This window comes from Pseudomonas sp. PA-6-3C (assembly GCF_021605825.1).
GTDB lineage: Bacteria > Pseudomonadota > Gammaproteobacteria > Pseudomonadales > Pseudomonadaceae > Aquipseudomonas > Aquipseudomonas edaphica.
Map to the genome: position 1 here is coordinate 1 of NZ_WKDV01000056.1, position 25,310 is coordinate 25,310.

General features: G+C 59.3%; 26 protein-coding genes. 8 read left to right on the plus strand and 18 right to left on the minus strand.

The window, feature by feature from the left end; genetic code table 11:
• The 3 genes from GIW48_RS26740 to GIW48_RS26750 form a co-directional block, all read left to right on the plus strand.
• Positions 1-1,404 (plus strand): RHS repeat domain-containing protein (locus tag GIW48_RS26740; RefSeq protein WP_236472942.1); only part of this gene is annotated, 1,404 nt, incomplete at its 5' end.
• Positions 1,401-1,733 carry a hypothetical protein gene (locus tag GIW48_RS26745; RefSeq protein WP_170040098.1) on the plus strand — a complete coding sequence of 111 codons (333 nt, stop codon included), beginning with the start codon at positions 1,401-1,403 and terminating at the stop codon, positions 1,731-1,733. The genes GIW48_RS26740 and GIW48_RS26745, both read left to right, overlap by 4 nt.
• A gap of 205 nt (positions 1,734-1,938) precedes the next feature.
• Positions 1,939-2,322 carry a hypothetical protein gene (locus tag GIW48_RS26750; RefSeq protein WP_017134606.1) on the plus strand — a complete coding sequence of 128 codons (384 nt, stop codon included), beginning with the start codon at positions 1,939-1,941 and terminating at the stop codon, positions 2,320-2,322.
• A gap of 55 nt (positions 2,323-2,377) precedes the next feature.
• Here the strand turns inward: GIW48_RS26750 and GIW48_RS26755 are convergent, their stop codons facing one another.
• From GIW48_RS26755 to GIW48_RS26790, 8 genes are all read right to left on the minus strand, one after another.
• Entirely contained in the window at positions 2,378-3,910 is a 1,533-nt protein-coding gene (locus GIW48_RS26755; RefSeq protein WP_176991917.1) for a sodium:solute symporter family protein, read from the minus strand.
• The gene (locus GIW48_RS26760; RefSeq protein WP_017134608.1) at positions 3,910-4,161 is read right to left on the minus strand and encodes a hypothetical protein; all 252 of its coding nucleotides are present in this window, start codon (positions 4,159-4,161) and stop codon (positions 3,910-3,912) included. Before GIW48_RS26760 ends, GIW48_RS26755 begins: the two co-directional genes overlap by 1 nt.
• Positions 4,162-4,294: 133 nt before the next feature.
• Positions 4,295-5,230 (minus strand): choline kinase family protein, encoded by a 936-nt coding sequence (locus tag GIW48_RS26765; protein ID WP_099550118.1) that lies wholly within the window; start codon positions 5,228-5,230, stop codon positions 4,295-4,297.
• On the minus strand, positions 5,227-6,183 hold the full coding sequence (locus GIW48_RS26770; protein ID WP_017134610.1) for a phosphotransferase family protein: 957 nt from the start codon (positions 6,181-6,183) through the stop codon (positions 5,227-5,229). Before GIW48_RS26770 ends, GIW48_RS26765 begins: the two co-directional genes overlap by 4 nt.
• 8 nt (positions 6,184-6,191) lie before the next feature.
• On the minus strand, positions 6,192-7,472 hold the full coding sequence (locus GIW48_RS26775) for a M20 family metallo-hydrolase (RefSeq protein WP_236461573.1): 1,281 nt from the start codon (positions 7,470-7,472) through the stop codon (positions 6,192-6,194).
• On the minus strand, positions 7,450-8,208 hold the full coding sequence (locus tag GIW48_RS26780) for a DeoR/GlpR family DNA-binding transcription regulator (protein WP_138452364.1): 759 nt from the start codon (positions 8,206-8,208) through the stop codon (positions 7,450-7,452). Before GIW48_RS26780 ends, GIW48_RS26775 begins: the two co-directional genes overlap by 23 nt.
• Positions 8,209-8,432: 224 nt before the next feature.
• Positions 8,433-9,833, minus strand: coding sequence for an amidase (locus tag GIW48_RS26785; protein WP_236461579.1), 1,401 nt, complete (start codon positions 9,831-9,833; stop codon positions 8,433-8,435).
• A 131-nt stretch (positions 9,834-9,964) separates the two neighbouring features.
• Positions 9,965-10,402, minus strand: a complete 438-nt coding sequence (locus tag GIW48_RS26790) for a DUF3995 domain-containing protein (RefSeq protein ID WP_017134614.1) — start codon at positions 10,400-10,402, stop codon at positions 9,965-9,967.
• A gap of 92 nt (positions 10,403-10,494) precedes the next feature.
• Here GIW48_RS26790 and GIW48_RS26795 point away from each other — a divergent pair, with 92 nt between their 5' ends.
• Positions 10,495-10,884 carry a DUF2946 domain-containing protein gene (locus tag GIW48_RS26795; protein ID WP_169987729.1) on the plus strand — a complete coding sequence of 130 codons (390 nt, stop codon included), beginning with the start codon at positions 10,495-10,497 and terminating at the stop codon, positions 10,882-10,884.
• 94 nt (positions 10,885-10,978) lie between these two features.
• Positions 10,979-13,105, plus strand: coding sequence for a TonB-dependent receptor (locus GIW48_RS26800; RefSeq protein ID WP_236461571.1), 2,127 nt, complete (start codon positions 10,979-10,981; stop codon positions 13,103-13,105).
• Positions 13,106-13,223: 118 nt separating this feature from the next.
• Here GIW48_RS26800 and GIW48_RS26805 read toward each other — a convergent pair whose 3' ends face one another.
• On the minus strand, positions 13,224-14,243 hold the full coding sequence (locus GIW48_RS26805; protein ID WP_017136434.1) for an ABC transporter substrate-binding protein: 1,020 nt from the start codon (positions 14,241-14,243) through the stop codon (positions 13,224-13,226).
• A 132-nt stretch (positions 14,244-14,375) separates the two neighbouring features.
• The gene (locus GIW48_RS26810; protein WP_050547738.1) at positions 14,376-14,825 is read right to left on the minus strand and encodes a hypothetical protein; all 450 of its coding nucleotides are present in this window, start codon (positions 14,823-14,825) and stop codon (positions 14,376-14,378) included.
• A 406-nt stretch (positions 14,826-15,231) separates the two neighbouring features.
• Between GIW48_RS26810 and GIW48_RS26815 the strand changes: the two genes are divergently transcribed.
• From GIW48_RS26815 to GIW48_RS26825, 3 genes are all read left to right on the plus strand, one after another.
• A complete protein-coding gene (locus GIW48_RS26815; protein WP_017136432.1) occupies positions 15,232-15,507 on the plus strand; it encodes a hypothetical protein in 276 nt (91 codons plus the stop codon).
• Positions 15,508-15,631: 124 nt separating this feature from the next.
• Positions 15,632-15,862: a hypothetical protein gene (locus tag GIW48_RS26820; RefSeq protein ID WP_026013642.1), complete on the plus strand. Its 231-nt coding sequence runs from the start codon at positions 15,632-15,634 to the stop codon at positions 15,860-15,862.
• A 77-nt stretch (positions 15,863-15,939) separates the two neighbouring features.
• Positions 15,940-16,176, plus strand: a complete 237-nt coding sequence (locus GIW48_RS26825; RefSeq protein ID WP_176991919.1) for a DUF2789 domain-containing protein — start codon at positions 15,940-15,942, stop codon at positions 16,174-16,176.
• 6 nt (positions 16,177-16,182) lie between these two features.
• Here the strand turns inward: GIW48_RS26825 and GIW48_RS26830 are convergent, their stop codons facing one another.
• The 8 genes from GIW48_RS26830 to GIW48_RS26865 form a co-directional block, all read right to left on the minus strand.
• Positions 16,183-16,386: a hypothetical protein gene (locus GIW48_RS26830; RefSeq protein WP_017136429.1), complete on the minus strand. Its 204-nt coding sequence runs from the start codon at positions 16,384-16,386 to the stop codon at positions 16,183-16,185.
• A 114-nt stretch (positions 16,387-16,500) separates the two neighbouring features.
• Complete coding sequence (locus GIW48_RS26835) at positions 16,501-18,249, minus strand: methyl-accepting chemotaxis protein (protein ID WP_442963433.1); 1,749 nt, start codon at positions 18,247-18,249, stop codon at positions 16,501-16,503.
• A gap of 28 nt (positions 18,250-18,277) precedes the next feature.
• Positions 18,278-18,682, minus strand: a complete 405-nt coding sequence (locus GIW48_RS26840) for a TraR/DksA family transcriptional regulator (RefSeq protein ID WP_003191666.1) — start codon at positions 18,680-18,682, stop codon at positions 18,278-18,280.
• A gap of 461 nt (positions 18,683-19,143) precedes the next feature.
• Positions 19,144-20,166 carry an ABC transporter permease gene (locus GIW48_RS26845; protein ID WP_026013640.1) on the minus strand — a complete coding sequence of 341 codons (1,023 nt, stop codon included), beginning with the start codon at positions 20,164-20,166 and terminating at the stop codon, positions 19,144-19,146.
• 31 nt (positions 20,167-20,197) lie between these two features.
• On the minus strand, positions 20,198-21,751 hold the full coding sequence (locus GIW48_RS26850; RefSeq protein WP_017136426.1) for a sugar ABC transporter ATP-binding protein: 1,554 nt from the start codon (positions 21,749-21,751) through the stop codon (positions 20,198-20,200).
• 63 nt (positions 21,752-21,814) lie between these two features.
• Positions 21,815-22,744 carry a sugar ABC transporter substrate-binding protein gene (locus tag GIW48_RS26855; protein ID WP_099550124.1) on the minus strand — a complete coding sequence of 310 codons (930 nt, stop codon included), beginning with the start codon at positions 22,742-22,744 and terminating at the stop codon, positions 21,815-21,817.
• A gap of 352 nt (positions 22,745-23,096) precedes the next feature.
• Positions 23,097-24,125: a Gfo/Idh/MocA family protein gene (locus tag GIW48_RS26860; protein WP_236461568.1), complete on the minus strand. Its 1,029-nt coding sequence runs from the start codon at positions 24,123-24,125 to the stop codon at positions 23,097-23,099.
• 169 nt (positions 24,126-24,294) lie between these two features.
• Positions 24,295-25,305 carry a Gfo/Idh/MocA family protein gene (locus tag GIW48_RS26865; protein ID WP_056859439.1) on the minus strand — a complete coding sequence of 337 codons (1,011 nt, stop codon included), beginning with the start codon at positions 25,303-25,305 and terminating at the stop codon, positions 24,295-24,297.
• Positions 25,306-25,310: the final 5 nt, after the last annotated feature.

Sequence of the window (25,310 nt, forward strand, 5' to 3'; positions counted from 1 at the left end):
CGCGAACACCAACGCCAGCAGGGCCAGCTCCTCAGTCACTACCACTACGACGACCAAAACCGCCTGCACGCCCACGCCGTCAGCCAACAGCAACACACCCTTTACCAACGCCAATACGACTACGACACCACCGGCAACCTCGCCCGCCTGCTCGACACCCGCAAAGGCGAACACCACTACCACTACGACCCCCTCGCCCGCCTGACCCGCGCCGACCACTCGCAAGACGTGCAGGAACGCTTCGGCCACGACCCGGCCGGCAACCTGCTCATGCAAGACCGCCCCGGCCCGGACATCGTGGCGGGGAACCGGTTGATGATTCAGGGCGATCATCACTACGACTACGACGCCTTCGGCAATTTGATCCGCCAGCGGCGTGGCAAGGGTCATCAGCTCGTCACCGAGTACCGCTACGACTGCCAGCATCGGTTGATTGGCATTACCCAACCCAACGGGCAAACCGCCAGCTACCGCTACGACCCGTTTGGGCGGCGGATCAGCAAAACGGTGGACGGGAAAACCACGGAGTTTTTCTGGCAAGGCGACAAGCTGGTAGCTGAACAGCACGCGGATCGGCATCGCAGCTATATCTACGAGCCAGATAGTTTTCGCCCGTTGGTACTGCTGGAAGGCTTTGGCCCACAAGAAACAAAGCCCTTTCACTACCAACTCGACCACCTCGGCACGCCACAGGAACTGACAAACCCCGAAGGCGAAATCGTCTGGTCCGCGCACTACCGCGCCTACGGTGAAATCGCCCGCCTAGACGTCAGAAAAATCGACAACCCGTTGCGCTTCCAGGGCCAATATTTCGATGCGGAAAGCGGGCTGCACTACAACCGCCATCGCTACTACAATCCAGATATTGGTCGTTACCTGACGCCGGATCCGGTGAAGCTGGCGGGTGGGATTAACGCGTACCAGTATGTGCCCAACCCTACGGGGTGGGTGGATCCGCTGGGGCTAAATACTTGCCCTGGCGCAGGCAACTGTGATCCAGCTGTTGCAGCTAGCAGTCCACCCAAGTTCGCCAAAACAGACGAAGGAGATGTTGAACTACCCCAAACAGGGGGCGCACAACGGGCGGCCAAATACTCAGGCAACTGGAAAACGGCCGATCTAAATGAAAGTATCATCAAATTTGCGGGCTCAAACCCAGTTACTACAACGACGCACAAAGGTAAAAAAATATATAAAAACCCATCTGACGGCATTGAAATAGTAGAAGATTTAAGTGGTGGATACTTTAGAATACACGACCCTTCACTCCCGGGATCAAGACGCTATCTCAGTCTGGAAGGCATAGTACCAAACAACAAATTATCCCCTTCGGGAAAGCAAATGGGCAGAACACAGAGTGAATACAACGAAGCCACTCACTTCAACAAGAGTATAGAAAAGTGAAACTTATCTGCACGCCTTTGACTAAAGAAGCGATGATTCTATTAGACACTGACGATTGCCCAATCTCGTTATTGGCGAATTGCCCCCTGACCCATACAGAATATCAGCAGTTAATGGGATCAGGCGTTATCGACAAAATCAACAATTCGCTTGGAAAGATGATCGACGATTATGAAGACGAGAGCATCAACACCAATGAAGACCTCAAAAAATCACTATATATACTAGAAAATCATTCAATACCCGAAAACCAAGAGCTGGCAAGAAAAATAATCAAACTCAACAAACTGGCAATTGACAACAACACCGGGCTGTATTTCTTTTTTTAAACCATCACATGTATTGGCACAGGTAGTAGCACAACCAAGCTGCAAACAGCGCTAGTAACAGCTTTATTTTTATGACGAACCCATTTTTATCGTAACTGCAAACGACTACAGTGCTAAACAGACAGGGTTGATGCCGAATGTAAGAAAATCGAATCATTACCAAAACACTCACACGAAAACCGGCAATCTCCCACTCGGAAAAAACATGAAAATTGTAGTGATCGATACATTTTCCTATCTGAACGTATTGCACGTAAAATTCCATTCACCCTTCGGAGATGGCACTGCACTATGGAGCGATACTGCGCCAAAAATCGGTGAAATTATCGACGTTGAGTTTGATTTTGAGGAGGTTTTCTCATGGAATATAAACGTGAAGCCAACCGCTGAAAAATCTTCAAAAATCAAAATGGAGAACAGCCTCATCCAAATAACCGCCGAGCTGGTCCAAGCTGACGAAGAAGGATGTGTAGCATTAAAGCTCGGTGATTCAATAATCCTAATTGAGTTGGACGGTCCCATACCTCAGAAATCAGGATTTGTTGAACTCAGCGCTACCGCAATTCAACTTTACCCAACACATATTTAGTCCACATAAGTCACACGCTCAAACCGGGGCCACTCACCGCAGCCCCGATCCATTTTCAACTCATAACCGGCGCAGCCCCCACCTGCACCCCACGCCCACTCGCGGCCATCTCAAACAACCCCTCCACCCGCGCTTGCTCCACCGCGCTCGGCTTGATCATCAGCGCGCACACCACAAAAATCGCAGCATTCACCACCAGCCCCACAATCCCGCTGGTCAACGACCCAAGCGCTGGAATGTCATCCGGGTACAGCGTGGTCAGTACAATCGCCACCATAATCCCCGCCAACATGCCGGCAATAGCGCCCTGTTTGTTGCCACGGCGACTGAAAATGCCGAAGAACAGCGGCACGGCCAGTTGAATGATGCCCTGGTAGGAGATCTGCGCCAGTAATTGCAGGCGCGAATAATCAAAGGTCAGGTAGGCCAGCACCGAGGCGGCGACGATAAACACCACCATGCCGGCCTTGGCCAGTAAGGTGAGTTGGCGGTCGGTGCGTGGGGTGTTCCAGGTGGCCAGGTCGTTGGCAAACTGGGTGCCGCAGACCTGCACGCAGCCGTCGACGTGGCCGATGCTGGCGGCCAGTACGATGACGATGGCCAGCGCCAGCAGCCATGGCCCGCCAATGTCGAACAGCGAGAGGAACCAGCCTTGTTGCGGGTGGGCCAGCACGTTGGGGTCCTGGCTGATGGCGGCGGCGAACAGCATGAGAATGCCGTAGAACCCGCCCACCAACAGCATGGTGTACAGCGTGCCCTTTTTCACCGCGCGCACGCCGCTGGCGGTGTAGATGCGCTGGAAGCTCATCGGCCAGCACATCGAGCCGATCACGCCGGTGAAGATCAGGCTGAACATGTACATCGGGCCATAACCGGTGCCGGCGGCGCCGGGAATTTGCAGCATTTTTTCCGGTAATTGCGAGAGGTTGGAAAACGCTGCCTGATCGCCGAACAGCAGGAACACGCAGACCCCGGCGCACACCACGTAGGCGATCAGGCCCTGGAACATATCGGTCATGATCAACCCGCGCATGCCCATGCTCACGGTCCAGTATTGGCGGATCAGTACCACCGCCACGCCTGCAAACAGGCAGGTGGTGACGCCCCAACGGCCGAAGCTGGCGAACTGGAACAGCATCGCCAGGGCCTGGATGCCCATCACCACCCATGGAAACACCGAGATGATGCCGATAATCGAGGCGACCCGTTTTACCGCCGGGCTGTCGAAGCGCATGCCCAGCAGGTCCGGCTGGGTGCGCAGGTTGAAGCGTTTGCCCCAGGTCCAGGCGCGGCTGGCCATCAGGTACATCGCGGTCACGCCCAGGGTCGCATAGACCATGCCGTAGAAACCCAGGGCGCCGCCGACGCTCAGGGCAAAAAACGCGGTGAAGGTCGAGCCCGGCCACCAGGAGTTGGTGTAGCACATGGCGATATACCACGGCCCGTAAGAGCGCCCGCCAACGGCGTAGTCGGAAAAACTGGTGCTTTCGCGGTTGGTGGCATAGAGCACGGCGATCATCCCGGCCAGGAACAGGCCGATCACACCGAAGGTAATGAACAAGTGGGCATCGCTGCTGGTGCTGATCATCACACGCCCTCCTCGTCAGGAATGTCACCGGCCTTGAGCTCGGCCAGATACAACCCCCACACCCCTAGCGCGGCGAGTACGGCAATGGCGATCCAATAGAAAATCGGCAGCGGGATGCCTACCACCAAGGCGCGACTGCCACTCACGCTCAAATAAAACGGCGGGAACAACGCCAGCATCAACAACAGGAAGAAGTAGGCGCCAAAGATCTGGTTTCTCAGGCGTGCGGGTGACGCGCTTGCGGGTTTCATGATGGAGGGTGCTCCTTGAATTTCTGGATCGGTTTGTTGTGTGATCAATCAAAAAATCAAGCAGTGAAACGTCAGCGCAAACCAGCGCCAAAGGAGCTACAGGGTGACTCGTCGTTATTGTGCTGGCGCAGGCTCAGGCCTGTCTTAGCCAGGTTTCCCATTGCGAATCATTGATCACGCTACGTGCGCGCATGTGCTTCCAGGCACCGTATTTGTAGAAGTCGAAATCCAACTGCGACACCGCGTGCTGGACCATCGCCCAGGTCGACCATTTGATGTCGGCCAGGGCCTTGTGCAACTTGATCCGCGCCAGCCGTTGCGGGGTGACCTGGCCGAAATAATCTTCGATCAGCGCCAGTTCCATTTCGTCGGTGAAGAACATCTCGCCAAACCACAGCGCCAGCTCGTAATGACGGTCGTTATTGGAGGCGTACTCAAAGTCCACCAGGCGAATCTGGCGGCGGTCATTGAGCATGAAATTACCCGCCAGCGTGTCGTTCATGCACGGCGCCAGGTCGATGCCCGACGCTTGCAACGCGCCACGCGCCCGGTCACATTGGCGACGCAGCCAGGCATCATCGCTGGGCGTGCAGCCCTGCAGTTCTTCGACCTGGCGCTGATGCTCGGCAATCATGTCGAACACGGTTTTGGTCTGGCACAGCGGCGACTGGTCGTTGAACGCTTTCAGCGCATGCAGGGCGTTATGGCGCACATCGCGGTCGAGAAAGTCCTGATTCGAAGAGGCGCGCCAGCCTTCCATAAACTCGAAAACTTCAACGCCAAACTCTTCGAGGAAGGCAAACACCGGCGCACCATAGCCGGTTTGCGCGGCCTTGACGCTGGCGTCATGGGCGGTGCGCCGGTCGATAAACATCTCGGTGCCGGCGCCGGGCACTTTGAAGAAGTAGGCGGTGTTGAGCCCGCTGACCTCGACCCGCCAGTTGCTGTTGGAGATCCCGCCGCTGACCGGCTCGTAACGAATGCCCGAACCGCTCCAATCGCGTACGCCGCGCACTGCCGCCTCCAGTTGGCATTCTTGAGGCGTACAGGCCTCACCCATTGCTTTCATGCCTGCCCCTCCTGTACCTGCCGTAACCAACTTTCAAATCGCGGGTCTTGCAAGCTCTGCCGGCAGCGCAGCAAGGTCCACTGCCCCACCTTGGAGAACTCCAGGGGCCGCGTTGAGGTCGCGCCGACCCACAAGCCCCACAGCGTCCAATACCAATCATTGATCAGCGCATAGAGGCGGCAGCGGGCGTAATCGCACTCGCGACACTCACCGGCCCAGGCCTTGATGCCGTCACGCCACTGGCTTTCAAAGGCATACAACTCGTTGAGGCTGACGGCCACGTCGTACCACGGGTCAAAGCAACCAGCGTAGTCGAAGTCGATCAATTGCAACGCGCCGCCGGGGCCGATCATCACATTGCTCGCCAGCCCGTCGCCGTGCAAGGGCACGCAGGTGCCAGGGCTCAATTGCAGCGCGGTCCAGGCCAGATCGATGCAGGTTTCAATCCACCCATGATCAGCGGGCAGGCCCACGCCGTCACGGCTGCACAGCTCACGCAGGTGCTGGATATCCTGCAACGGCGAACGGTTGAAGCCTGGTGAGGTGCCGACGTGCAACTGCCGCTTCAAGGCCCACAGCGCTTGCAGGCGCTGGGGTTGCAGTAACTCATCGAGCCGCGCCCAACGCCACTCGTGGGCCGGCAAGGCATCCAGCAGCAGCACGCCGGCGGCCACATCCACCAGGCGCACGCCAGGGGTCACGTCACAGTCAGCCGCCAGTTGGGTGGCGCGGCCGGTGCGCTCGATGTCGATCAGCGCACGCATATCGTCGTGCAGCACTTTGGCGTAGCACTGGCCCCAGGGCGCCGTGAGGTGAAAGCCGGTCCACTCGGTGGCCAGGCGTATCGGCGAGGCGATACCGGCAGTGCCGTCCGAGACCTCGACATGGGCAGACAGGCCGGCGGACTCCAGGGCGCCCATCAGGCGCGACAGTGCGTAGGAACAGTTGGACATGGCGTCCCTCACCGGTAAGCGTTGGGGGAAGTACAGGCGCAATGCAGCAGCGCGGTCAGCATCTGCAGGCCGGTGCGCATGTCGCGGTCATGGGTGAGTTCCGCCTCGTTATGGGACACGCCGTTGCTGCTCGGAATGAACAACAGGCACGCCGGGTAATGCCGGCCGAGGCTGATGGCGTCGTGGCCGGAGACCGTGACAGTGTTGCCGACCGCCAGCCCCAGTTGTTGACCGACGCCGTAGGCCAATTCGGCAAAACCATGGTGTAACGCGATGGGCGCACGCAGGGCGCGGCTTTCGACTTCGTATGTGGTGGCGGTCGATGCAGCGACGGCCTTGAGGCTGGCATCCAGCCGATAACCGGCAACCGCCAGCAATGCTGTGTCCGGCGAGCGGTACTCCACATGCAAGGTGACGCGCGAGGGCACCACGTTCGGCGAGTTGGGGTAAATTTCCAGGCGCCCTACCGAGCTGTGAAACTGCAGCCCGTGCACGTCCGCTTCGGCGCGCACGGTGGTTATCGCATGCGCCGCCGCGAGCAAGGCATCTTTGCGGGCGGCCATCGGGGTTGGGCCGGTGTGGTTCTGTTCGCCGTCGAAACGGATACGCTGCTTGAGCGCCGCCCAGGTTTCACGCACTACGCCGATGTCCAGGCCTTGGCTTTCCAGACCGTCGCTTTGTTCAACGTGGATTTCCACATAACCGGCCACATCCAGTTCAACCAGGCCGTCCCCCAGATAGCCGATCGCTTGCAGCGCATCCTTGAGACGAATGCCGTCGCCATCGCGGCATTCCCAGGCTTCGTGCAGGGCCAGGTCGCCGGTAAACACGCTGCTGCCGATCAGGCTGGGTTGAAAGCGCGCGCCTTCTTCGTTGGTCCAGTTCACCACCGCCAGGTTGCACGCCGGGGTTTCGCCGCGCTCGTGCAGTTGGCGCGCCAGGCTGGAGATGGCGACTGCGCCAGCCAACACCCCATAGATACCGTCGAAACGCCCCGCGCTGGGCTGGCTGTCCAAGTGCGAGCCGCACAGCACATAGGGGGCGTCCGGGTTGAAGGTGATCAGCCCGAACAGATTGCCGATGGCGTCTACGTGCACTTCGAAACCGCGTTCACGCAGCCACGCGCTGAACAGGTCGCGCACCGCACCGTCTTCGGCCGATGCGGCCAGGCGGTGCAAACCACCTGCCGGTGTCGCACCGATGGCTGAGCTGTCGCGAAACAGCGTCTCGAAGGCCTCGACGTCCGCCTCACTGGGAGACAGCCACTCAGGGGTAAAGGATGTCGACATGGGCGTGCTCCAGGCAGGTCGCAAACTCCGCGGACGGAGGGCGATTGGTGACCAAAGTGGTGATGGCGCTGAACGGCAGTGTGTTGATGAACGTGCGATGGCCGAACTTGGCGTCGTCCGCGAGGATGACGCTGCGCAGGCAGTGTTGGGTCAGGGTGCGGCGCAGCAGCGCCTCGGGTTCCTGGTAGTCCATGAAGCCCAACTGCAGGTCCACCGCGCCGATGCCCATAAAGGCGATGTCGTAGTGAAACTGCCGGACGAATTCCAGGGTGTGTGCGCCGATCAGCGCATTGTCATTACGGCGCACATCGCCGGGCACCACCAGCACCTGATTACTGCTTTGCTGGGTGATCAACTGGGCGATGTCCAGCGAGTTGGTGATGATCCGCAACTGGCTGAAACCAATCAATTGCTGGGCCAGGGCCAGGGTCGAGGTGCCGGTATCGAGAAACAGCACCATGCCCTCGCTGACCAGTTTGGCACCACAGACTGCCATGCGGGTCTTGGCCTGGGCCTTGATGCGGGTGCGCACTTGCAGCGGTTGTTCTTCGTTCAGCCTGGGCAAGATCGCGCCGCCATGGATGCGACGCAACTTGCCGGCCTCCTCCAGGTATTTGAAGTCGCGGCGAATTGTTTCTTCGCTGACGAACAGCGCTTGCGCCAGGTCCGACGCCTTGACGCGCTGATGTTGGGTGAGCATGAGCATGATTTCGTCGAGACGCGGCTGATTGAGCATAAAGGATGCATTCCAAGGCAAATTCGAGCCGTCAGTATCGCGCGCTTTGCGCCCACCACGGTACGCGGCATGCACCGGTCCGGCGGGGGGCAAAGGACGACTGACGGCGATTGATCGGGTCACGTTTACCTCTCACTCATCGGGGTGTGAAAGGGCAGAAACACTACAAAAGGATCTGTCCAGGGCAGGCCTCTAACGAGCCGGCTCCACGGGGCAATCAGGCACTACAACAACAGCGGCGGCAGGTGCTGGTCCCAAGGCGCAATGGCTTCTACTGCGGCGCAGAACTGCAACACCTGGGCGTCGGCAAAGCGCGGGCCGACCACTTGCAAACCAATCGGCAAGCCGCTCGGGCTGAAGCCGCAAGGCAGGCTCGCAGCGGGGTTGCCGGTGATATTGAACGGGTAGGTAAAGGGCGTCCAACGTGCCCAGGGCACCGCGCCGTCCGCGCCCGGCCAGCCTTCGGGCGCGACCTGGTCGGCGGCGAACGGCAGGGTTGGCAGGGTGGGCAGCAGCAACACGTCATAGTCGTTGAACAGCGCGTGCACCTGGTTGGCGAAGTGCGCCCGTTGTTGCACGGCCTTGAGGTAGTCACCGAGGTCGTAATCGCCCGCGCGCTGGATCAGCGCGGCAAAGCCTGGGTCCAGTTGGTCGAGGCGATCCGCCAGGGCTTTGCCGTAGGCAATGCCGCGTCCGCCGACCCACAAGGTTTCGAATGTGGCGAGTGGGTCCTGCCAGTCCAGCGTCAAGGTGGTCACGGTGACCGGCAAGCGTTCCGCCAGGTTGTACACGGCGGCTTCGACGCTAGCGGCAATGACCGGGTCGACCGGGGTGTTGAACAATGTCGGGCAATACGCCACCCGCAGCGGCCCCAGTGGCTGGTCGCAGCGCGCCAGGCAGGATTCGGTCAATGCGGGCAAGGCCTGATGATCCAACGGATCCGGCCCGGAAAGGATGTCGAACAACAAAGCGCTGTCGCGCACCGTGCGCGTGATCGGCCCGGCATGGCTGAGCATTTCGGTGGCCGACCAAGGCCAGGTCGGAATGCGGCCCAGTGAACCTTTCATGGCAAACGCCCCGCAGAACGCGGCCGGAATGCGCACCGACCCACCGCCATCGGAACCCAGCGTGCCCGGCACCATGCGTGCCGCCACGGCAATCGCCGAGCCGGAGCTGGAACCACCGCTGGTGAGCTGTGGGTTCCAGGGGTTGCGACCGTTGCCGAACACACGCGAGGTACTGGCGCCGGTCCAGCCGAATTCAGTGGTGGCGGTTTTGCCGAGGATGATTGCACCGGCGTCCTTGAGGCGGCGAATGATCGGCGCATCCTGGCTGGGCACATGCTCAAGGCCGGTCAACGAGCCTCGGGTGGTGCGCAGGCCGGCGGTGGAAAACAGGTCCTTGATACCAAAAGGCACGCCGTGCAGCGGGCCACGCAACTGCCCTGCCCGGGCTTCTTCGGTCAGCATCTGCGCTTGCGCCAATGCCGAGTCGGCGTACACGTCGCCAAACGCATTGAGTGTGGGATTGTGGGTTTCGATTGCGTGCAGGCTTTGCTCGACCAGGTGTACCGCAGACAGCGTGCCCGCGCGAATGGCCTCGGCAGCGTCGATCACAGTGGGCATCAAGAGGTCTGTGTTCATTGAGTATCCTGGGCCGTCTGCACATGAGTCCGGTGGGTACGTCAATAAACGCCCGAGCCTGGGGGCGTGTCAAGTGGGTTTTGTTGGCTATGTGGTTTTTGTGTGCTTTGTTATCAGTTCCACGCCACGATCAATAAACCCGCGCCCAATACCAGGCACAAGGGTGAATAAAAATAGGTGTCCAAACGGGCAAATCGTGACCCGCTCACTTTCTTGAAAAAACCCACCAGTTCCGAATCGCCAATCGCCCTGGCGAACATCACCAAGGCAATCGCACTGATGCCCCATTGCAGCGCGCCGTGGGACACCGGCGAAAAATACAACCCGGCCCGCAGGCACACCAGCAACGCAATCGCCACCAAGCCCATCGCCACCAGAAACGTGCCCAGTGCCGACGGTTTGAACGCAGGCCGTGGCCCCTGGGCGAACTCGCCGGGCAATTCGGGGATGGCGGCCAGGCTGCCGAGCTTGCCGCCGGCGGCCCAGTACAGATGCACCATGCTGATGCAGGTAAAAATCGCGACGATCCAGCGTGCGACGAAAAAGCTCATGGCAGGCGCTCCCTTAAATGTGCGAATGAGGATAGTCGGCCTGAGATTTTTTGTAGGCATTTCGTCGGCGGCTGATGGTAAAGTGCCGCCCCATGAAAATCGCCCGTGCCGACCGCTCACTCATTGCCTGGATGCTGTATTGCTGCGTCCTGTTCAATGTGTTCGCGTGCAGTATTGGACATGGGCAGATGCTGGGCATGCAGCTCAACGGCATCGGCGGCCAGTTTTGTACGGTAGACCCGCGCACCCAGGCGCCGGCACAGAACAACTCCACCGACGAGAAGCTGCCAACGCTGTCCAAGGCGTTCGGCTGCCCGTTGTGTTCGACCGGCGGCATGGGCCCGGCACTCAGTTCCAGCCTCAATGTGGCGGTGTTGCCCCAACCGCACGCGCCGCCGCCAGCGGTGGTGCTTGCCGCTGATATTCCTGCCCGCTTCACCTGGCCCACGGCCAACCCGCGTGCGCCTCCCGTTTTCGCCTGATCCCTGCGCTTTCTGATCTGCATCGACCACCGCTCCCTTTAGGACTGCGGAGGACTGTGCGTTGTTTTCAAGCCAAGATTTTCAGGATTCAACCATGAAACATTTACCCTTGTTGGCGGGCCTGTTCGGCTGCCTGCCTGTCTGTGGCTGGGCGCTCGAGCTGGCCCCCACCACCATTGATGGCGAACAAACCAGCGAACCGGGCCTGGCCCTGGACCAATCCAGCGGCACGGCGTCACGCCTGGGTTTAAGCGTGCGCGAAACCCCGGCGTCGGTGGCCATTGCCAACCGCAACGACATTGAGCGCCATGGCGCCAAGACCTTCCGCGATGCGGCCAACACCTTGCCCGGCGTCAACGCCAGTGCGCCGCCGGGGTTTGGCGGGTTTGTGTCCTATCGTGGTTTTACCAGCAGCCAGATCACCCAGATGTTCAACGGCATCAACGTCGCCACCGGCCTGGCGCGGCCGGTGGATGCGTGGATCTATGACCGGGTTGAGCTGGTCGGCGGCCCCTCCTCCCTGATCAACGGCGCCGGCTCAGTGGGCGGCTCGCTGAACTACGTGACCAAGCTGGCCACACGCGAGGAACAAGCCGCCGAAGGCCAGCTCACCTATGGCAGCTACGACACTGCCGGCATGGCCTTTGGCCTCAACCATGCCCTGACCGAACCCGGCGCCGAGGTGCAGCACTACGCGCGCCTGGATGTCAGCCGCAACACCAACCACAGTTACATCGACCGCGACCAGCGCGATGCCTGGAGCCTGGCGTTCTCCTTGCTCAGTGACCTCACCCCCAACCTGTCCCACACCCTGGCCCTGGAATACCAGGATGAACATGAGGACAGCCCGTATTGGGGCACGCCGGTGCTCAACCCCAAGGCTGGTGAGTTGAAAATCGACAAGCACAACCGCTTCAACAACTACAACGTCGCCGATGGTCGTTACGAGCAACGCACGATCTGGATGCGTTCGATCATCGACTACCGGATCAACGACAGCACCACACTGAAAAACACCCTGTATCACCTGGACAGCCAGCGTGACTACCGCAACCTGGAAACCTACCAGTACAACGCCGACAACAGCGCGGTGAACCGCTCGACCGCCTACCAGGTACGCCATCAAGGCGAACAGCACGGCAACCAGTTCGAGCTGCGCCATGACGACAGCGTGTTCGGCCTGTCAACCACCTGGTCCGGCGGCTTCGAGTACAAGGTCAACAGCACCACCAACAACCCGCTGAATGTGCCAGGTAACAGCACGGTGGACCCGAATGCCTACAACCCCGGGCACTTCTACGACATTCCGGGCACCCGGCCAGGTTTTATCAAAGACAAGACCAACGAGGTCACCACCAAAGCCTTGTTTGTGGAAAACCGCTTGGGCCTCACTGATAAACTCTCGCTGCTCACAGGACTGCGTTACGACGCCATCGACCTGGATGTGACTAACCATCGCGTGATCACCGCCACCAACCCACGGCACTTCAAGCGCAGTTGGGAGCCGGTCACCGGCCGCGTGGGCCTGACGTATCAGTTCATCCCATCGGCCAATGTGTATGTGCAATACAGCACCGCAGCGGAGCAACCTTCCACCACCACTCAAGTGTTCGACGTGTCGACCGGCAAACAGTGGGAAGTCGGCAGCAAGTTCGACTACCTCGACGGTCGCGGTTCGGCCACCGTCGCCGCCTACAGGATCGAGCGCAAGGACTTTGCCGTCACCGACCCGCTGGACCCGAACAACAGCATTCCGGTGGGTGCGCAGACCTCCAAGGGCATCGAGTTGGCCAGTTCGTTACGCATCACGCCACGGCTGCTGGCCGAAGGCAACTTTGCCTGGGTGGACGCCGAGTACGATGACTTCAACGAGAAAATCGCCAGCGGCGCAGTGGTATCGCGCCAGGGCAATACGCCCACCAACGTGCCCAAGCGCGTGGGCAACGTATGGCTGACGTATGACGTTGCCGAGGACTGGCAAGGCGGTATGGATGCGCGGTATGTGGCCCAGGTGTATGCCGATAATGCCAATACCCAGACGGTGCCGGCCTACACGCTGTTCGGCACGTTCCTGCGTTACAAAGTGGATTCACATACCTCGGTGACCGGGCGGGTACGTAACCTGACCAATGAGGTGTATGCCGAGTTTGCGCATGTGTCGCCGGCTTACTATTTGGGCGCGCCACGGACGTTTGAGTTGGCCGTACAAACCCGATTCTAAACCTGGAATAGAGAACCAAATGTGGGAGCCGGGCTTGCCCGCGATGGCGGTGTGTCAGTCCTGTATAAGTTGACTGTCACACCGCCATCGCGGGCACGCCCGGCTCCCACATTGAAGGTTACTTCAGGCTCGCCTCAACCTTCTGCGCCACCTGCGGCGTCAACCACGCCTTCCACACTTCAGGGTGTTCCTTGAGGAACACTTGCGCCACGTCACGCGGCGCCGTGTGATTTTCGCTCATCGCCGCCAAGGCTTTATTCAATGGCTCAATCGGAAACTGCACCTTGGTAAAGAACTCGGCAATCTGCGGCTGCGCTTGCTGGAACGGTGTCGACACACCGATGCTCAGCTTTGACGCCAACGAGCGCGTCGGCCGTGGGTTGGGGTTGTCTGCATCGGTCAGGGTCTTCCAGGCATCGGCGTCAAATGGCGGTTCTTCCAGCTGGATCAGCTTGTAACGGCCCATCAAGGGCGTTGGCGACCAGTAGTAGAACAGCACCGGCTTGCCACGACGGATCGACGACGCGATCTCCGCATCCAGCGCCGCACCCGAGCCGCTGCGAAAGTTCACATAGCTGTCGTTCAGGCCATACGCCTTGAGCTTCTGCGCGTTGACCACTTCCGAGGTCCAGCCGATCGGGCTGTTAAGAAAACGCCCCTTGCCGGGCGACTCCGGGTCTTTGAACACGTCCTTGTAACGCGCCAGGTCCTGCACGGTCTTGAGGTCCGGCGCCAACGGCTTGAGGCCTTTGGCCGGGTCGCCCTTGACCACGTATTCCGGCACCCACCAACCTTCGGTGGCGCCTTTGACCGTATCGCCCAGGCCGATGACTTTGCCTTCGGCTTCGGCCTTGATCCACACCGGGCTGCGGCCGGCCCATTCTTCGCCGATCACCTGGATGTCGTTTTTCGCCAGGGCGGTTTCCAGCGTGATGGTGGTACCGGGCAACGTATCAGTGGGCAGGTCATAGCCCTTTTCGACAATAAAGCGCAGCACTTCGGTGATCAGGCTACCGCTTTCCCAGTTCAGGTCGGCAAAGTGCACCGGCGTTTGCGCAGCCGATACCGGCAACGACAGACTCATGGTCGTCAACGCCGCAGCCGCAGCCGCAACCACCAGGGTTCTCAATCCTTTCATGCCTTTGCACCTCGCATTTTCACAGCCATAGCGGGCGGCTTTGCTGCGGATGCGCGAAGCCTCTGAATAGTTAAGTCAACTCAACTGTAGTAGAGGTTCCGGAGCAGCAAGAATACACGTGGCGTTTAGCAGTTACTCACTGGCCTTGAACGTCACCAGTTCACCCTTGCGCCACTTGGCGGCCTTGCCGGTCACGGCCTTGAGGGTTTTGGTCAAGCCTTCCTGCAATTGTTCATTGGCGGCAAACACCAGCATCACGCTGTGGCCTTCCTTGAACACGATGCCCTGGCCTTCGGTCGACGAAACAAAGGCGTAATCGCCCAAGCCATAGACCGTCAACTTGATGTCGCGAAACTTCAGTTCGAACTTGCCGCCTTCACGGCTCGGCAACACGGCGGCACGAAAATGGTCGCCGACCTTGAGTTCCAGGCGCGGTTTGTCATCCACGACCAGCGCCGATTCAGTATCGATCTCGGCGATGTAAATGCCTTCCGGCGTCTGTTCAGTGATGTAAACGAAACGGGATTGAAACTGCTTGACCAACTTTGCGCGCAAATCACCCAGCACGAATAACGCGTGCATATCCAGATTACTGACTGCCAAGGAAACGCCCCCACATCAAAAAAGGCGCTGACCGCCAGAGCGGGCAGCACAAAAAAACGGCCGTTACGGCTCGATCACACATTCGTAAAAAACTGAAGAAACCTGCTGCCACGCCATAAGACTAGTACACAGATGCACGATGGACCTTATGCAAGGTCATCAGGCGACACAGCAAATCACAGGTTCAGCAGCCCGAGAACTCGGACCGACCCACTTCAGAGAATAACCCGGTTAAAAACGCGATTTCCGACAGCCTACACATTACATAACACCCGGAATGGAACCAGGTATTGGCTGCCGACGACAATACTAAAACAGCAACCCGGTTCAAAACCACTCGAAACGCTGCTGGTAAGTCCACAAGGTCGATCGACAGGAGCTGAGCATGCAACCACGTCAACACGCCGTTATGTCATCGCGCACTCGTTCATCATGTCCAGACGAGCGCCAATACTACTGCTTACATAACCCCAACGGGTACTCCAATTACGTTCTTTACCAAGTGGTACCGGCCGGACGCAATTTCTTTCATATCCTTGAAGTGACCAGCGGCAGGATCAAAGGCTTTCGCAGCACGCATTCCAAGGCTTGCGAATTAGCCCAACAACTTGAAGCCAACCTGCAAGCGGTTCACGCTGCGATCGTTTCGTCACCCGCCTGACTTTACTGCGCCGTCGCCCTTCAACAACTGCCATACTGGCCCGTCCATTGAAGTTTGCCCCTTGCGTGTCGGCGTTCATCAGTGCAGTGACCTTGATGCAGTTAACTTGAAGGGAAGGCTATACGTGACGGAATTTGATATTGGCGAATTTTTCATCCATGGCGATGCGCGAGAAGTAGATGGCGAGTTTCAAGCGGTGATCATTATGCGGGCTAAACCACCGCTGACCACGGTCACCACGCATCAGGTAGAAAAAGATCGTTGGTTCAAAACCGTCGACGCTGCGGCCATTGCCGGCAAAGATGCCGCCAGGGCGCTGAAATCCGCGGTGGATTCAGGTGCACTCAATTCCTGACCTGTGCAAATCCTGAACTCTGTCGCGTCCCCGGCCTCACATGCACAACATCCCTCACCTTGCATGGAGAACCCACCATGGACGCGCCAATCCCTACGCTTGAAACCCTGTTTGATCAACTCGGTCTGGATTCAACACCTGAAGCCATCGATGCTTTTATCGTCGCGCATCCGCTACCTGAAGACGTGAAGCTGATCGACGCAACCTTCTGGTCTGCGCAACAAGCGGCGTTTCTTAAAGAAGAACTGCGCGAAGACGCCGAATGGGCAATACCGGTGGATGAGCTGAACCAGCGCCTGCACCCGTCTAAATAACACGCCTCAATGCAGGCTGTCTGATTGTTCCAGGTGCATCAGTGCCTGCCAGGCGGCTCTGCACTCCTCGGCTTCACTGCGGCTGGCGAATGCCGTACCGCGTTGCTCGCCATTGAGCAACACCACCCAACAGGCTTTCTGGCCCAGCGCACGCAGGGTTTCGGGAACACCACTGCCGATCATCACGGCGACATCGACCTTGTTTTGCATGGAGCTTCTCCGCCACATTAGTTAGCTACCTAACAATGTTGGCCATGCTACGGTTTTATTCCACGTGGAAAAAGCTATCTCCGGAATAGCTCCATTGCATAAACAGTAACAATCCTAACGCCCAGCCTTGGCCCCTTCCGGTTTATAGCCCAGGCGCAAGCCACCCCAATGCCGCCCCTTAACCATGATCGGCACCGACAAATCGTGCATCAGTTCGCCAGTATCGCGGGTATAGGTCTGCAACAGCACTGCCTGTTGATGGCTGCCACAACGAATGCCGGTACGGTCGTCGAACTTGCGTTTGGTACGGTTCTGCACGGCGTCAACCTGTGCATCGCCGGTCAGGGCGTGGGAGAACGCCTTGTTGTGTGTGGGCACATAGCCCTGCGGTGTGCAGGCAATCGCGAACACCAGCCCCTCATGGCGCGGCAGCAATGCCTCCTGGATCGTCGGCAGCACTTGGTCGGTGTAGCCATCAAAGCGCGTGTGGTATTTGCTCGGCCGGGTGTTGGGGATCGGCGTGTAGTTGCGGTCGAACAAGTCTTCCAGGCTGATGCGGTTTTGCACGATGTCAGCCTCGAACTGCTCACCAATACGGCTCGCCCCTTCGCGAGCCAGGTCGTAGATGCGCTGGTGATAGTCATCCAGCCCGACTTCAGCCAGGCGCTCACTAATGGTTTCAGCCTGTCCTTCCATCTGCACAGCGACCTCGGCCAGTTGCCGCGTCTGCTGGTCGCTCACCGTTAAATCGCTGCGCATCTGCTCTACCGCGTGGAACAGGCTGTCGAGTTGCGCGCGGTTGGTGTCGGTGCCTTGGGCGATCTCATTGACCTGCCCTTCTACGTCGGCTGCCAGGCTGGCGATATTTTCCAGTTGCTCACCCGCCTGCTCCACCTGCTCGACGCCGATGTGCAAGTCGGCGGACAGTTGGCGAATCTGTTCCACCACCTGGGCGGTGCGTTGTTGAATATCGGCGACCATCACGCCGACCTCATCCGTCGCCGTGGCCGTACGCCCGGCCAGGCCACGCACTTCATCGGCCACTACGGCAAAGCCGCGCCCGTGCTCACCGGCGCGCGCCGCTTCAATGGCGGCGTTCAGCGCGAGCAGGTTGGTCTGGCTGGCAATGGACTGGATCACCAGGGTCACGCGCTGAATCTCTTCACTGCGCTGGCTCAGCGCCTCGATCAACTCTCGGCTGGCATTGGCGCGCAGGCGCAGTTGGTGCATGCGAGTGATCGATTGAGCCAACACTTCGCGCCCTTCAGTACTGCGCTGGTGCGCCTGGCTGGCCGCGCCCAAGGCCTGCCGGCTGAGTTGAGAGGTGACTTGCTCGGTGCCGATCATCACTTCGGCGCTGCTGACAATTTGCTTGGCGGCGCCTAATTGCGATTGCACGCGCGCGGCCAGTTGCTTGACCGAATAGGCCACGCCGGCAGCGGAAAGTGCGTTATGACTGGTGGTGTAGGAAAGATCGCGAGTCAGCTCACCCAGCGTATCAATCGCCTGGGCAGGCGCTACACGCGGCACTCGGGCTTTGAGCGCAGGCAGCCAGATCACCAGCAAGGCCAGTGGCAGGCACAGGTACAGCGGCAAGCCGGCAAACGACAGGCCCAGCAGGACCAGCACCAGCGCGGTGCTCTGCATAAGCGGCGTCAGCCAGCCGGGCAGCACGCGCACCACCGTTTGCGGTGGCGCTGCTGCGCCCATCAGAGATCCGTCTCCAGCCATCGTCGTTACCCCACTGTTTGTCGTTATTGTTGCTGCATTAAACGCCACTATTGGGCCATTATCCATGGGCCTTTCGTGGGGTGCTTGCAGCAGATCAATAGACAGGGACGTAACCGGTGTTTCTTCGGGCATCACAGCTGCGATGCCCGACTTCAGCGCATCAGGCCTGGCGCTGGTGCTTGTCGATCTGCTCGTGACGCTCTTGCGCTTCGATACAGTATTTGGTGGTCGGGCTGATCAGCAGGCGCTTGAGGCCGATAGGCTCGCCGCTGTCATCGCACCAGCCAAAAGAATCTTCCTTGATGCGTTCCAGGGCACGCTCAAGCTGCGGCAGCATGCGCTGGTCGCGGTCGATGGCGTTTACCAGCCAGGTGCGCTCTTCTTCCACAGAGGCAGCGTCAGCCGGGTCCGCCGGGGTGTCCAGGCTTTCGATGGCGATGCGGTTCTGCTCAATGCGCTCGTGGTGTTCCACTTTCATGTCTTGCAGCAACTTCTCGAAAAAAGCGTGCTGTTCGGCATTCATGTAGTCATCCGCCGGCATGGCCAGCAACTTTTCCTTTGTCATTGATTTCTCTATAAAAAATACGTGCATTAAGGCGAATAAGGGAGCGTTCCGGCAGACCTTCGCAGGCCTCGGAAGGGCGCCGTCCATTTCAAGCGCCACCCGGCACTCAATTTACGAGGGGCGGCAGTCTAAGGCCGACTGGAAGGCTCAGCAACTGAAAAGACAGGCATTTTTTCCCAATTAACCCCCAAAGGCACCAGGACGGGCTTGGCGAACGGTCATCGGAGTGCGTTTATAGCAAGAAATTCAGTGCTGTGGAGCTATATAGAAGACAAACGGTTAGAACGGTCTGATAAAGACTCGCTGTGGGAGCTGGCTTGCTGTGGCGAGGGAGCTTGCTCCCGTTCGACAGCGCGGCTGGAGCAGGCTTTTTAGGGGCGCTTCGCACCCCAGCGCAAGCAAGCTTGCTCGCCACAACAAGCCAGCTCCCACATTGGATAGGTGTTGCCCGTTAATCGGTATCAGCGCTTGAGCTTGCGCTTGTTGCGATACTGGTCGATCACCACCGCAATCACAATGATCAGCCCCTTGATGATGTCCTGGATATACGCATCCACCCCCACAAAGGTAAACCCGCTGGCCATCACGCCGAGAATCAGCGCACCGATCACGGTGCCGGTGATGCGCCCTACTCCGCCCGCCAGGCTGGTGCCGCCGATCACCGCCGCCGCAATCGCATCCAGCTCATAGGACATGCCCATGCCGGCCTGGCCGGTGGCGGCACGCGCCGAGGCCACCACACCGGCCAGGCCCGCCAGCAGACCGGCGATGCTGTAGACGATGATCAGGTGACGCTTGACGTTGATGCCCGAGGTGCGCGCCGCCTGCATGTTGCCGCCGATGGCGTAGGTGTACTTGCCGTACTTGGTGTAGCGCAGGGCGATATGGAAGATCACCGCCACCACCAGGAAGATAATCACCGGCATCGCACCATGGCCGATGGCGGTGTACGAATCCGAGAGCATGCTCACCGGCTGGCCTTCGGTGTAGTAGCGTGCCAGGCCACGGGCCGAGACCATCATGCCCAGGGTCGCAATAAACGGCGGAATGCCGGTCACCGCGATGATACTGCCGTTAATTGCCCCCGCCAGCAGCCCCACACCCAGGCCCATCGCCACCGGAATCCACACCGGCAAGTCGGTCAGGCTGGGAAACACTGCCCGGGAAAAGTCCGAGGTTTGCGCCAAACTGGCGGCAATCATCGCCGATAACGCCAACACCGAGCCTGAAGACAGATCGATACCCGTGGTGATGATCACCTGCGTCACGCCAATCGCCAGCAGGCCGATGATCGACACTTGCAGAATCATCAGCACCAGGCGCTGGGAGTTCATCAGGAAGCTCTGGTCGCGCACGATCCAGCCGAATAGCTCAAACACCAGGCCGATGCCGATCAACACCAGGAAGATACTCAGCTCGGTGGGTAAACGCCGACGGTGCTTGACCGGTGCCGTGGCAGGCTTGTTGTCTGTTATTGCGTTCATAGCCAATTACCTTCTTATTCTGTGCGGTTCGTCAGTGGACTACGGTCATACCGGAAGCCAGCTGCATGACTTTTTCCTGGGTCGCGTCGGCGCGATCCAGGGTGCCCATCAGTTCGCCTTCATGCATCACCATCACCCTGTCGCTCATGCCCAGCACTTCCGGCAGTTCGGAGGAAATCATGATCACCGCCATGCCTTCGCTGGCGAGGAAGGAAATCAAGCGATAGATCTCGGCCTTGGCGCCAACGTCGATGCCACGGGTCGGCTCATCGAGGATCAGCAAGCGCGGGTTGGTCATCAACCAGCGCGCCAACAGGGCTTTTTGCTGGTTGCCGCCGGACAGAGTGTCGATGCACTGCTCCAGTGACGGGGTTTTCACCCGCAGCTTCTTGCACATGTCTTCGCACAGCACGCGCAGGGCTTTTTGCTGGATAAAGCCGTTACCCGAGTAATGCGGCAGCACCGCCATCTCCATGTTCTCCAGCACCGACAGGCACGGGAACAGGCCACTGAGCTTGCGGTCCTCGGTCAACAGCGCAAAGCCTTTCTCGATAGCCATGTGCGGGTCGGTGATGCGCACCGCTTTGCCGTCAAGGGTGATCTGGCCGCTGGAACTTGGAGTGATGCCGAAAATGGTCTCTGCCACGTTGGTGCGCCCCGAGCCCATCAGCCCGGCGATGCCGAGAATTTCACCAGCATGCAGGTCGAACGACACGTCCTTGAACACGCCGTCCAGGCTCAAGTCGCGCACCGACAGCAGCAAGTCGCCGATGGGTGTCTCGCGCACCGGGAACAACTGGCTCAGCTCGCGGCCGACCATCATCGAGATCAGGCTGTCGCTGTTCATGCTGTCAGCGCGCTGCAGGCCGATGTACTGGCCGTCACGAAACACCGCCACTTCATCGGCGATGGCAAACACTTCGTTCATTTTGTGCGTGATGTAGACGATGCCTTTACCCTGGGACTTGAGGTCGGCAATGATCGAAAACAGGTGGGCCACTTCCTTTTCGGTAATGGCTGAAGTCGGTTCATCCATGATCAGGATGTCGGAGTCGTAGGACACCGCCTTGGCAATCTCGACCATCTGCCGCTCGGCGATGCTCAGGTTGCCGACGTGTTCTTCCGGGTCCAGGTTGATACGCAAACGGGCCAGTAACTCGGCGGTGCAGCGGTGCATTTCGCGGTGGTTGACCATGTGCAGGCTATTGAGCTGCTCGCGGCCGATCCAAATGTTCTCGGCGATGCTCATGTGCGGCATCAGGTTGAGTTCCTGGTGGATCATCGCGATCCCGGCCTTCTGCGCCGCCAGCGGTGTTTCAAACACAATCGGCTTGCCGCGCAGACGAATTTCCCCGGCGTCGGGCTGGTAGATGCCGGCGATGATTTTCATCAACGTCGACTTGCCCGCACCGTTCTCGCCCATCAGCGCCAGTACCGAGCCTGGGCGCACGCGCAGTTGCACATCGGCCAGGGCCACAACGCCGGGAAAGCCTTTGCTGATGTTGACGATTTCCAGCAGGTAGGGTTCTTCCAGCAGCGCGGGCTGGAGACCGGGAGGCTGCGAGACAGTGGCTTGAGCAAGCATATCGGGTACTCCATCAGCAGAGCGACCGTGGCCGCCCTGCTTGCTTATTGTTGTTATGAAGGGCTACTTGAAGTCTTTGACGTTATCCGGCGTGATCAGCTTGAACGGGATCACCACGTTCTGCTCGATGGGCTCGTTTTTAGCCATCTTGCGCGCAGTCTCCACCGACTTGTCGGCCTGGCCCTTGGCATCCTGGAAGGCCGACACGGTCATGTCGCCCTTGGTGATCGCATTAAGGCCGTCCGGCGTGCCGTCGACACCGGCGATCAACACGCCTTTTTTGCCTGCCGACTTCAGCGCCATGGATGCACCAATGGCCATCTCGTCATTGTTGGCCAGTACCGCGTCAAAATCGCGGCCCTGGGTCAGCCAGTCGTTAACCAGGGTCATGCCCTTGTCACGCAACCAGATACCGGTCTGTTCCTGTTCGATCTTGATGCCGGGGTACTTGGTCAGGACTTCCTTCACGCCCTTGGTACGGTTAGTGGTGGAGTTGTTCGCCAGGTCGCCCAACAGAATCACAATGTTGCCCTTGCCGCCGAGTTTGTCGGCGATGTATTGCATTTGCAGTTTGCCGGCCTCGACGTCATCGGACACCACCGCTGCCACGCCTGGGGCCAGGGTTGGGCTATCCGGGCGGCGGTTGACGAACACCAGCGGGATTTTCGCAGCGGTGGCGGCCTTGATGATGTTGGCGGTCGAGGCGGTGTCCACCGGGTTGACGATAATCGCGTCGACCTTCTGGCTGATGAAGTTCTCGACCTGGCTCAGTTGCTTGACCACATCGGCCCGAGCGTCTTCAAACTGCAATTGCACACCATCGCCCTTGGGATAGGACTTGGCTTGCTTGTCCATGTCTTCACGCAGGTAGGTCAGGAAGGTGTCATCAAAGGCGGACATGGTCACGCCAATCTTCAGGTCGGCGGCCGAGGCAACACCACTGGCCAGCAACATGGACAGGGCCAGCGCGGTAAAACGGATCGGGGTCTTCATGAACGGTCTGTCTCCACTTTCTTGTTGGTTTTTTGGACGTTGCGTTTATCAGCGCTCGGCGGGCAATCGAACCACCGGTGCCCCCGGGATGCAGCAGACCAGCGCGCCGTGGTTTTCGACACACAGCACATTAAGGAAGGAGAAGTAAAACGGCCGGGCGCGGGGTAGACCGCGTGGCGCTGAGGCAGGGCGTAAAACTCGCAGTACAGCGTTGAAGATTTTCATCTGACGGTACCTGGTTGTTTTTGATCTTGTTTTTGTTGAGCCGCGCGAATCGAGTTCGAACGTACTTTATGCAACCTGGAAAAGACTGTATTAGAAAATAATTTCCATATCAACCTGTTTTAGAATTTTATTCTATTTTTGTCGAAACCACCTGCTGGCGCTCGGCGCTGAGGCGTGCGGCGTCCAATATACGGGTGGTTTCCAGCGCGTCATAGGCGCTTACCGGCAATGGCCCCTGCCCTTGCACGGCCAGTTGCAACTGGCGATAGAACTGCGTCCAGCAGCCTTTCTCGGACGGCACCCGCTCGCGATCCTCGCCTTGCTCGAACCAACCCCAGCGTCGATGCTCCTCGGCACCCCAGTGCTCGCCTTCGGTTTTTGGCGACTTGCCGGCCATCAGCGCGTCTTCCTGGCCGTCCAGCCCATCGACGGTGTAACAACCCAGGGTGCCACTGACCCGAAAACGCGGTGCCTGGCTGTTTTGCAGGGCGCTGCCCCACAGGTGCGAAATCACGCCATTGGTGTGGGTCAGGGAGACGAAAAAACCGTGATCAAGGGTGGGGTGTTGCGGCGTGAACTGCAATTGCGCAAACACCCGGTCCACCGGGCCGAACAATTGCAGCGCCTGGTCCACTAGATGACTGCCCAGGTCACGCAGCCAGCCGCCGCCACTGGCATTGCCCACCGCTTGCGGGCTGTAGCGTTCGACGCGGGATTCAAAGCGTGTGATCTCACCCAAGGCACCGGCGTCGATCAGTTTGCGCAGGGTCAGGTAATCCGAATCCCAGCGCCGGTTCTGGTAGACGCTGAGCAGCGAGCCCTGGCGCTCGGCGGCGGTGATCAGCGCCTGGGCCTGTTCGGCGTTGCTGGCGAAGGGTTTGTCGCTGACCACCGCCACGCCGTGCTCGATGGCTTCCAACACCAGCGCCGGGCGGCCTTTGAGGGTGGTGGAGATCACCAGCGCGTCGACACCGGCCTCGACGATCTGGCCGATGCTGTCAAAAGCCTTTACGCCCGGAAGGTCAGTACTCAATTGCTGGCGGCGCTCCGCTGAACGGGTCACCACACCAACAAAAGTCGCACCGGGCAAGGTTGCAATCAGCGGCGCATGAAAGAAGCGCCCTCCGTGGCCGTAGCCGACTAGTCCGATTCGCATAAGTTGTTTCCTTGTTGAATTGCAAACCCAATCAAGTGTGGGAGCTGGCTTGCCTGCGATAGCGTCGTGTCAGTTGATGAAGCTGTCACTGATAGACCGCTATCGCAGCGGTGCGACGATTCGACAAGCCAGCTCCCACACTGACTGCATTCCACCTGGCAGATTGTGATTAGCCGTAAAAGTGCGGACGCTCCGGCAAGCTCACCTTCACGATCTGCTCACTGTTCTGCGCCTCGATGCATGCATCCGCCGCCACCGCCGCTGCAAAACCGTCCCAGGCCGAAGGCCCGCCGACTTGGCCCGCACGCACACTGTCGATAAACGCCTGCAATTCCACGTCGTAAGCCCCGATAAAGCGGTCCTTCCAGTCCATCAAAATGGCATTCGACAGCTTCGCGCCACTGCGCATTTGCACCTGCGAAGGCTCCGGCAGTTTGGCAATACCGGTCTCCCCCACCACTTCACACTGGATGTCGTAGCCGTACTGGCAGTTCACGAACACTTCCACGTCGATGCGCGTGCCCTTGGCGGTTTCCAACAGCACGATCTGCGGGTCGCGCAGGTGGGCCAGGGCTTTGCTCGACTTGCGCGGGAACACCACCTGCACCGACACATAGTCATCGTTGAGCAACCAACGCAGCACATCCAGCTCGTGGATCAAGGTGTCAGTGATCGCCATATCCGTCTTGTAGTTCTCGCCCACCGTCGGGTTGCGGTGCGCGCAATGCAGCATCAGCGGCTCGCCGATCTGGCCGCTGTCGATCACGGCCTTGAGGGCGCGATAACCTTCGTCATACGGGCGCATAAAGCCCACTTGCACCAGGCGCTTGCCGTAGGCCAGTTCGGCGTCGACGATCTTGCGGCAGCCTTGCGCCGTCACCGCCAACGGTTTTTCGCAGAACACCGGCTTGCCGGCGGCGATGGCGGCCAGCACGAACTCTTCGTGGCTCGGCCCCCAGGACGTGACGAGAATGGCTTCAACCTGTGGCGAGTTGATCAGCGCATGGCCATCGGCGTAGACCTCGGCGGCAAGCTTCAGATCAGCGACGACCTTCGCGGCTTGCTCAAGGTTGATGTCGGTTACCGCCACCACCTGGCTATTGAGCAAGGTCTGGCTGCAACGACGGATATGGTCACGGCCGATAGCGCCGGTGCCAATCACTCCAAGCTTTAACGACATACACA

Excerpts from the sequence above, each read along its gene's own strand:
- GIW48_RS26755 (WP_176991917.1), bottom strand. The coding sequence starts at position 3,910 with ATGATCAGCACCAGCAGCGATGCCCACTTGTTCATTACCTTCGGTGTG.
- GIW48_RS26790 (WP_017134614.1), bottom strand. The coding sequence starts at position 10,402 with ATGAGCTTTTTCGTCGCACGCTGGATCGTCGCGATTTTTACCTGCATC.
- GIW48_RS26750 (WP_017134606.1), top strand. The coding sequence starts at position 1,939 with ATGAAAATTGTAGTGATCGATACATTTTCCTATCTGAACGTATTGCAC.
- GIW48_RS26855 (WP_099550124.1), bottom strand. The coding sequence starts at position 22,744 with ATGAAGACCCCGATCCGTTTTACCGCGCTGGCCCTGTCCATGTTGCTG.
- GIW48_RS26780 (WP_138452364.1), bottom strand. The coding sequence starts at position 8,208 with ATGCTCAATCAGCCGCGTCTCGACGAAATCATGCTCATGCTCACCCAA.
- GIW48_RS26845 (WP_026013640.1), bottom strand. The coding sequence starts at position 20,166 with ATGAACGCAATAACAGACAACAAGCCTGCCACGGCACCGGTCAAGCAC.
- GIW48_RS26850 (WP_017136426.1), bottom strand. The coding sequence starts at position 21,751 with ATGCTTGCTCAAGCCACTGTCTCGCAGCCTCCCGGTCTCCAGCCCGCG.
- GIW48_RS26825 (WP_176991919.1), top strand. The coding sequence starts at position 15,940 with ATGGACGCGCCAATCCCTACGCTTGAAACCCTGTTTGATCAACTCGGT.
- GIW48_RS26815 (WP_017136432.1), top strand. The coding sequence starts at position 15,232 with ATGCAACCACGTCAACACGCCGTTATGTCATCGCGCACTCGTTCATCA.
- GIW48_RS26770 (WP_017134610.1), bottom strand. The coding sequence starts at position 6,183 with ATGTCCAACTGTTCCTACGCACTGTCGCGCCTGATGGGCGCCCTGGAG.
- GIW48_RS26795 (WP_169987729.1), top strand. The coding sequence starts at position 10,495 with ATGAAAATCGCCCGTGCCGACCGCTCACTCATTGCCTGGATGCTGTAT.
- GIW48_RS26805 (WP_017136434.1), bottom strand. The coding sequence starts at position 14,243 with ATGAAAGGATTGAGAACCCTGGTGGTTGCGGCTGCGGCTGCGGCGTTG.
- GIW48_RS26830 (WP_017136429.1), bottom strand. The coding sequence starts at position 16,386 with ATGCAAAACAAGGTCGATGTCGCCGTGATGATCGGCAGTGGTGTTCCC.
- GIW48_RS26775 (WP_236461573.1), bottom strand. The coding sequence starts at position 7,472 with ATGTCGACATCCTTTACCCCTGAGTGGCTGTCTCCCAGTGAGGCGGAC.
- GIW48_RS26785 (WP_236461579.1), bottom strand. The coding sequence starts at position 9,833 with ATGCCCACTGTGATCGACGCTGCCGAGGCCATTCGCGCGGGCACGCTG.
- GIW48_RS26835 (WP_442963433.1), bottom strand. The coding sequence starts at position 18,249 with ATGCCCGAAGAAACACCGGTTACGTCCCTGTCTATTGATCTGCTGCAA.
- GIW48_RS26865 (WP_056859439.1), bottom strand. The coding sequence starts at position 25,305 with ATGTCGTTAAAGCTTGGAGTGATTGGCACCGGCGCTATCGGCCGTGAC.
- GIW48_RS26765 (WP_099550118.1), bottom strand. The coding sequence starts at position 5,230 with ATGAAAGCAATGGGTGAGGCCTGTACGCCTCAAGAATGCCAACTGGAG.
- GIW48_RS26800 (WP_236461571.1), top strand. The coding sequence starts at position 10,979 with ATGAAACATTTACCCTTGTTGGCGGGCCTGTTCGGCTGCCTGCCTGTC.
- GIW48_RS26840 (WP_003191666.1), bottom strand. The coding sequence starts at position 18,682 with ATGACAAAGGAAAAGTTGCTGGCCATGCCGGCGGATGACTACATGAAT.
- GIW48_RS26760 (WP_017134608.1), bottom strand. The coding sequence starts at position 4,161 with ATGAAACCCGCAAGCGCGTCACCCGCACGCCTGAGAAACCAGATCTTT.
- GIW48_RS26810 (WP_050547738.1), bottom strand. The coding sequence starts at position 14,825 with ATGCACGCGTTATTCGTGCTGGGTGATTTGCGCGCAAAGTTGGTCAAG.
- GIW48_RS26860 (WP_236461568.1), bottom strand. The coding sequence starts at position 24,125 with ATGCGAATCGGACTAGTCGGCTACGGCCACGGAGGGCGCTTCTTTCAT.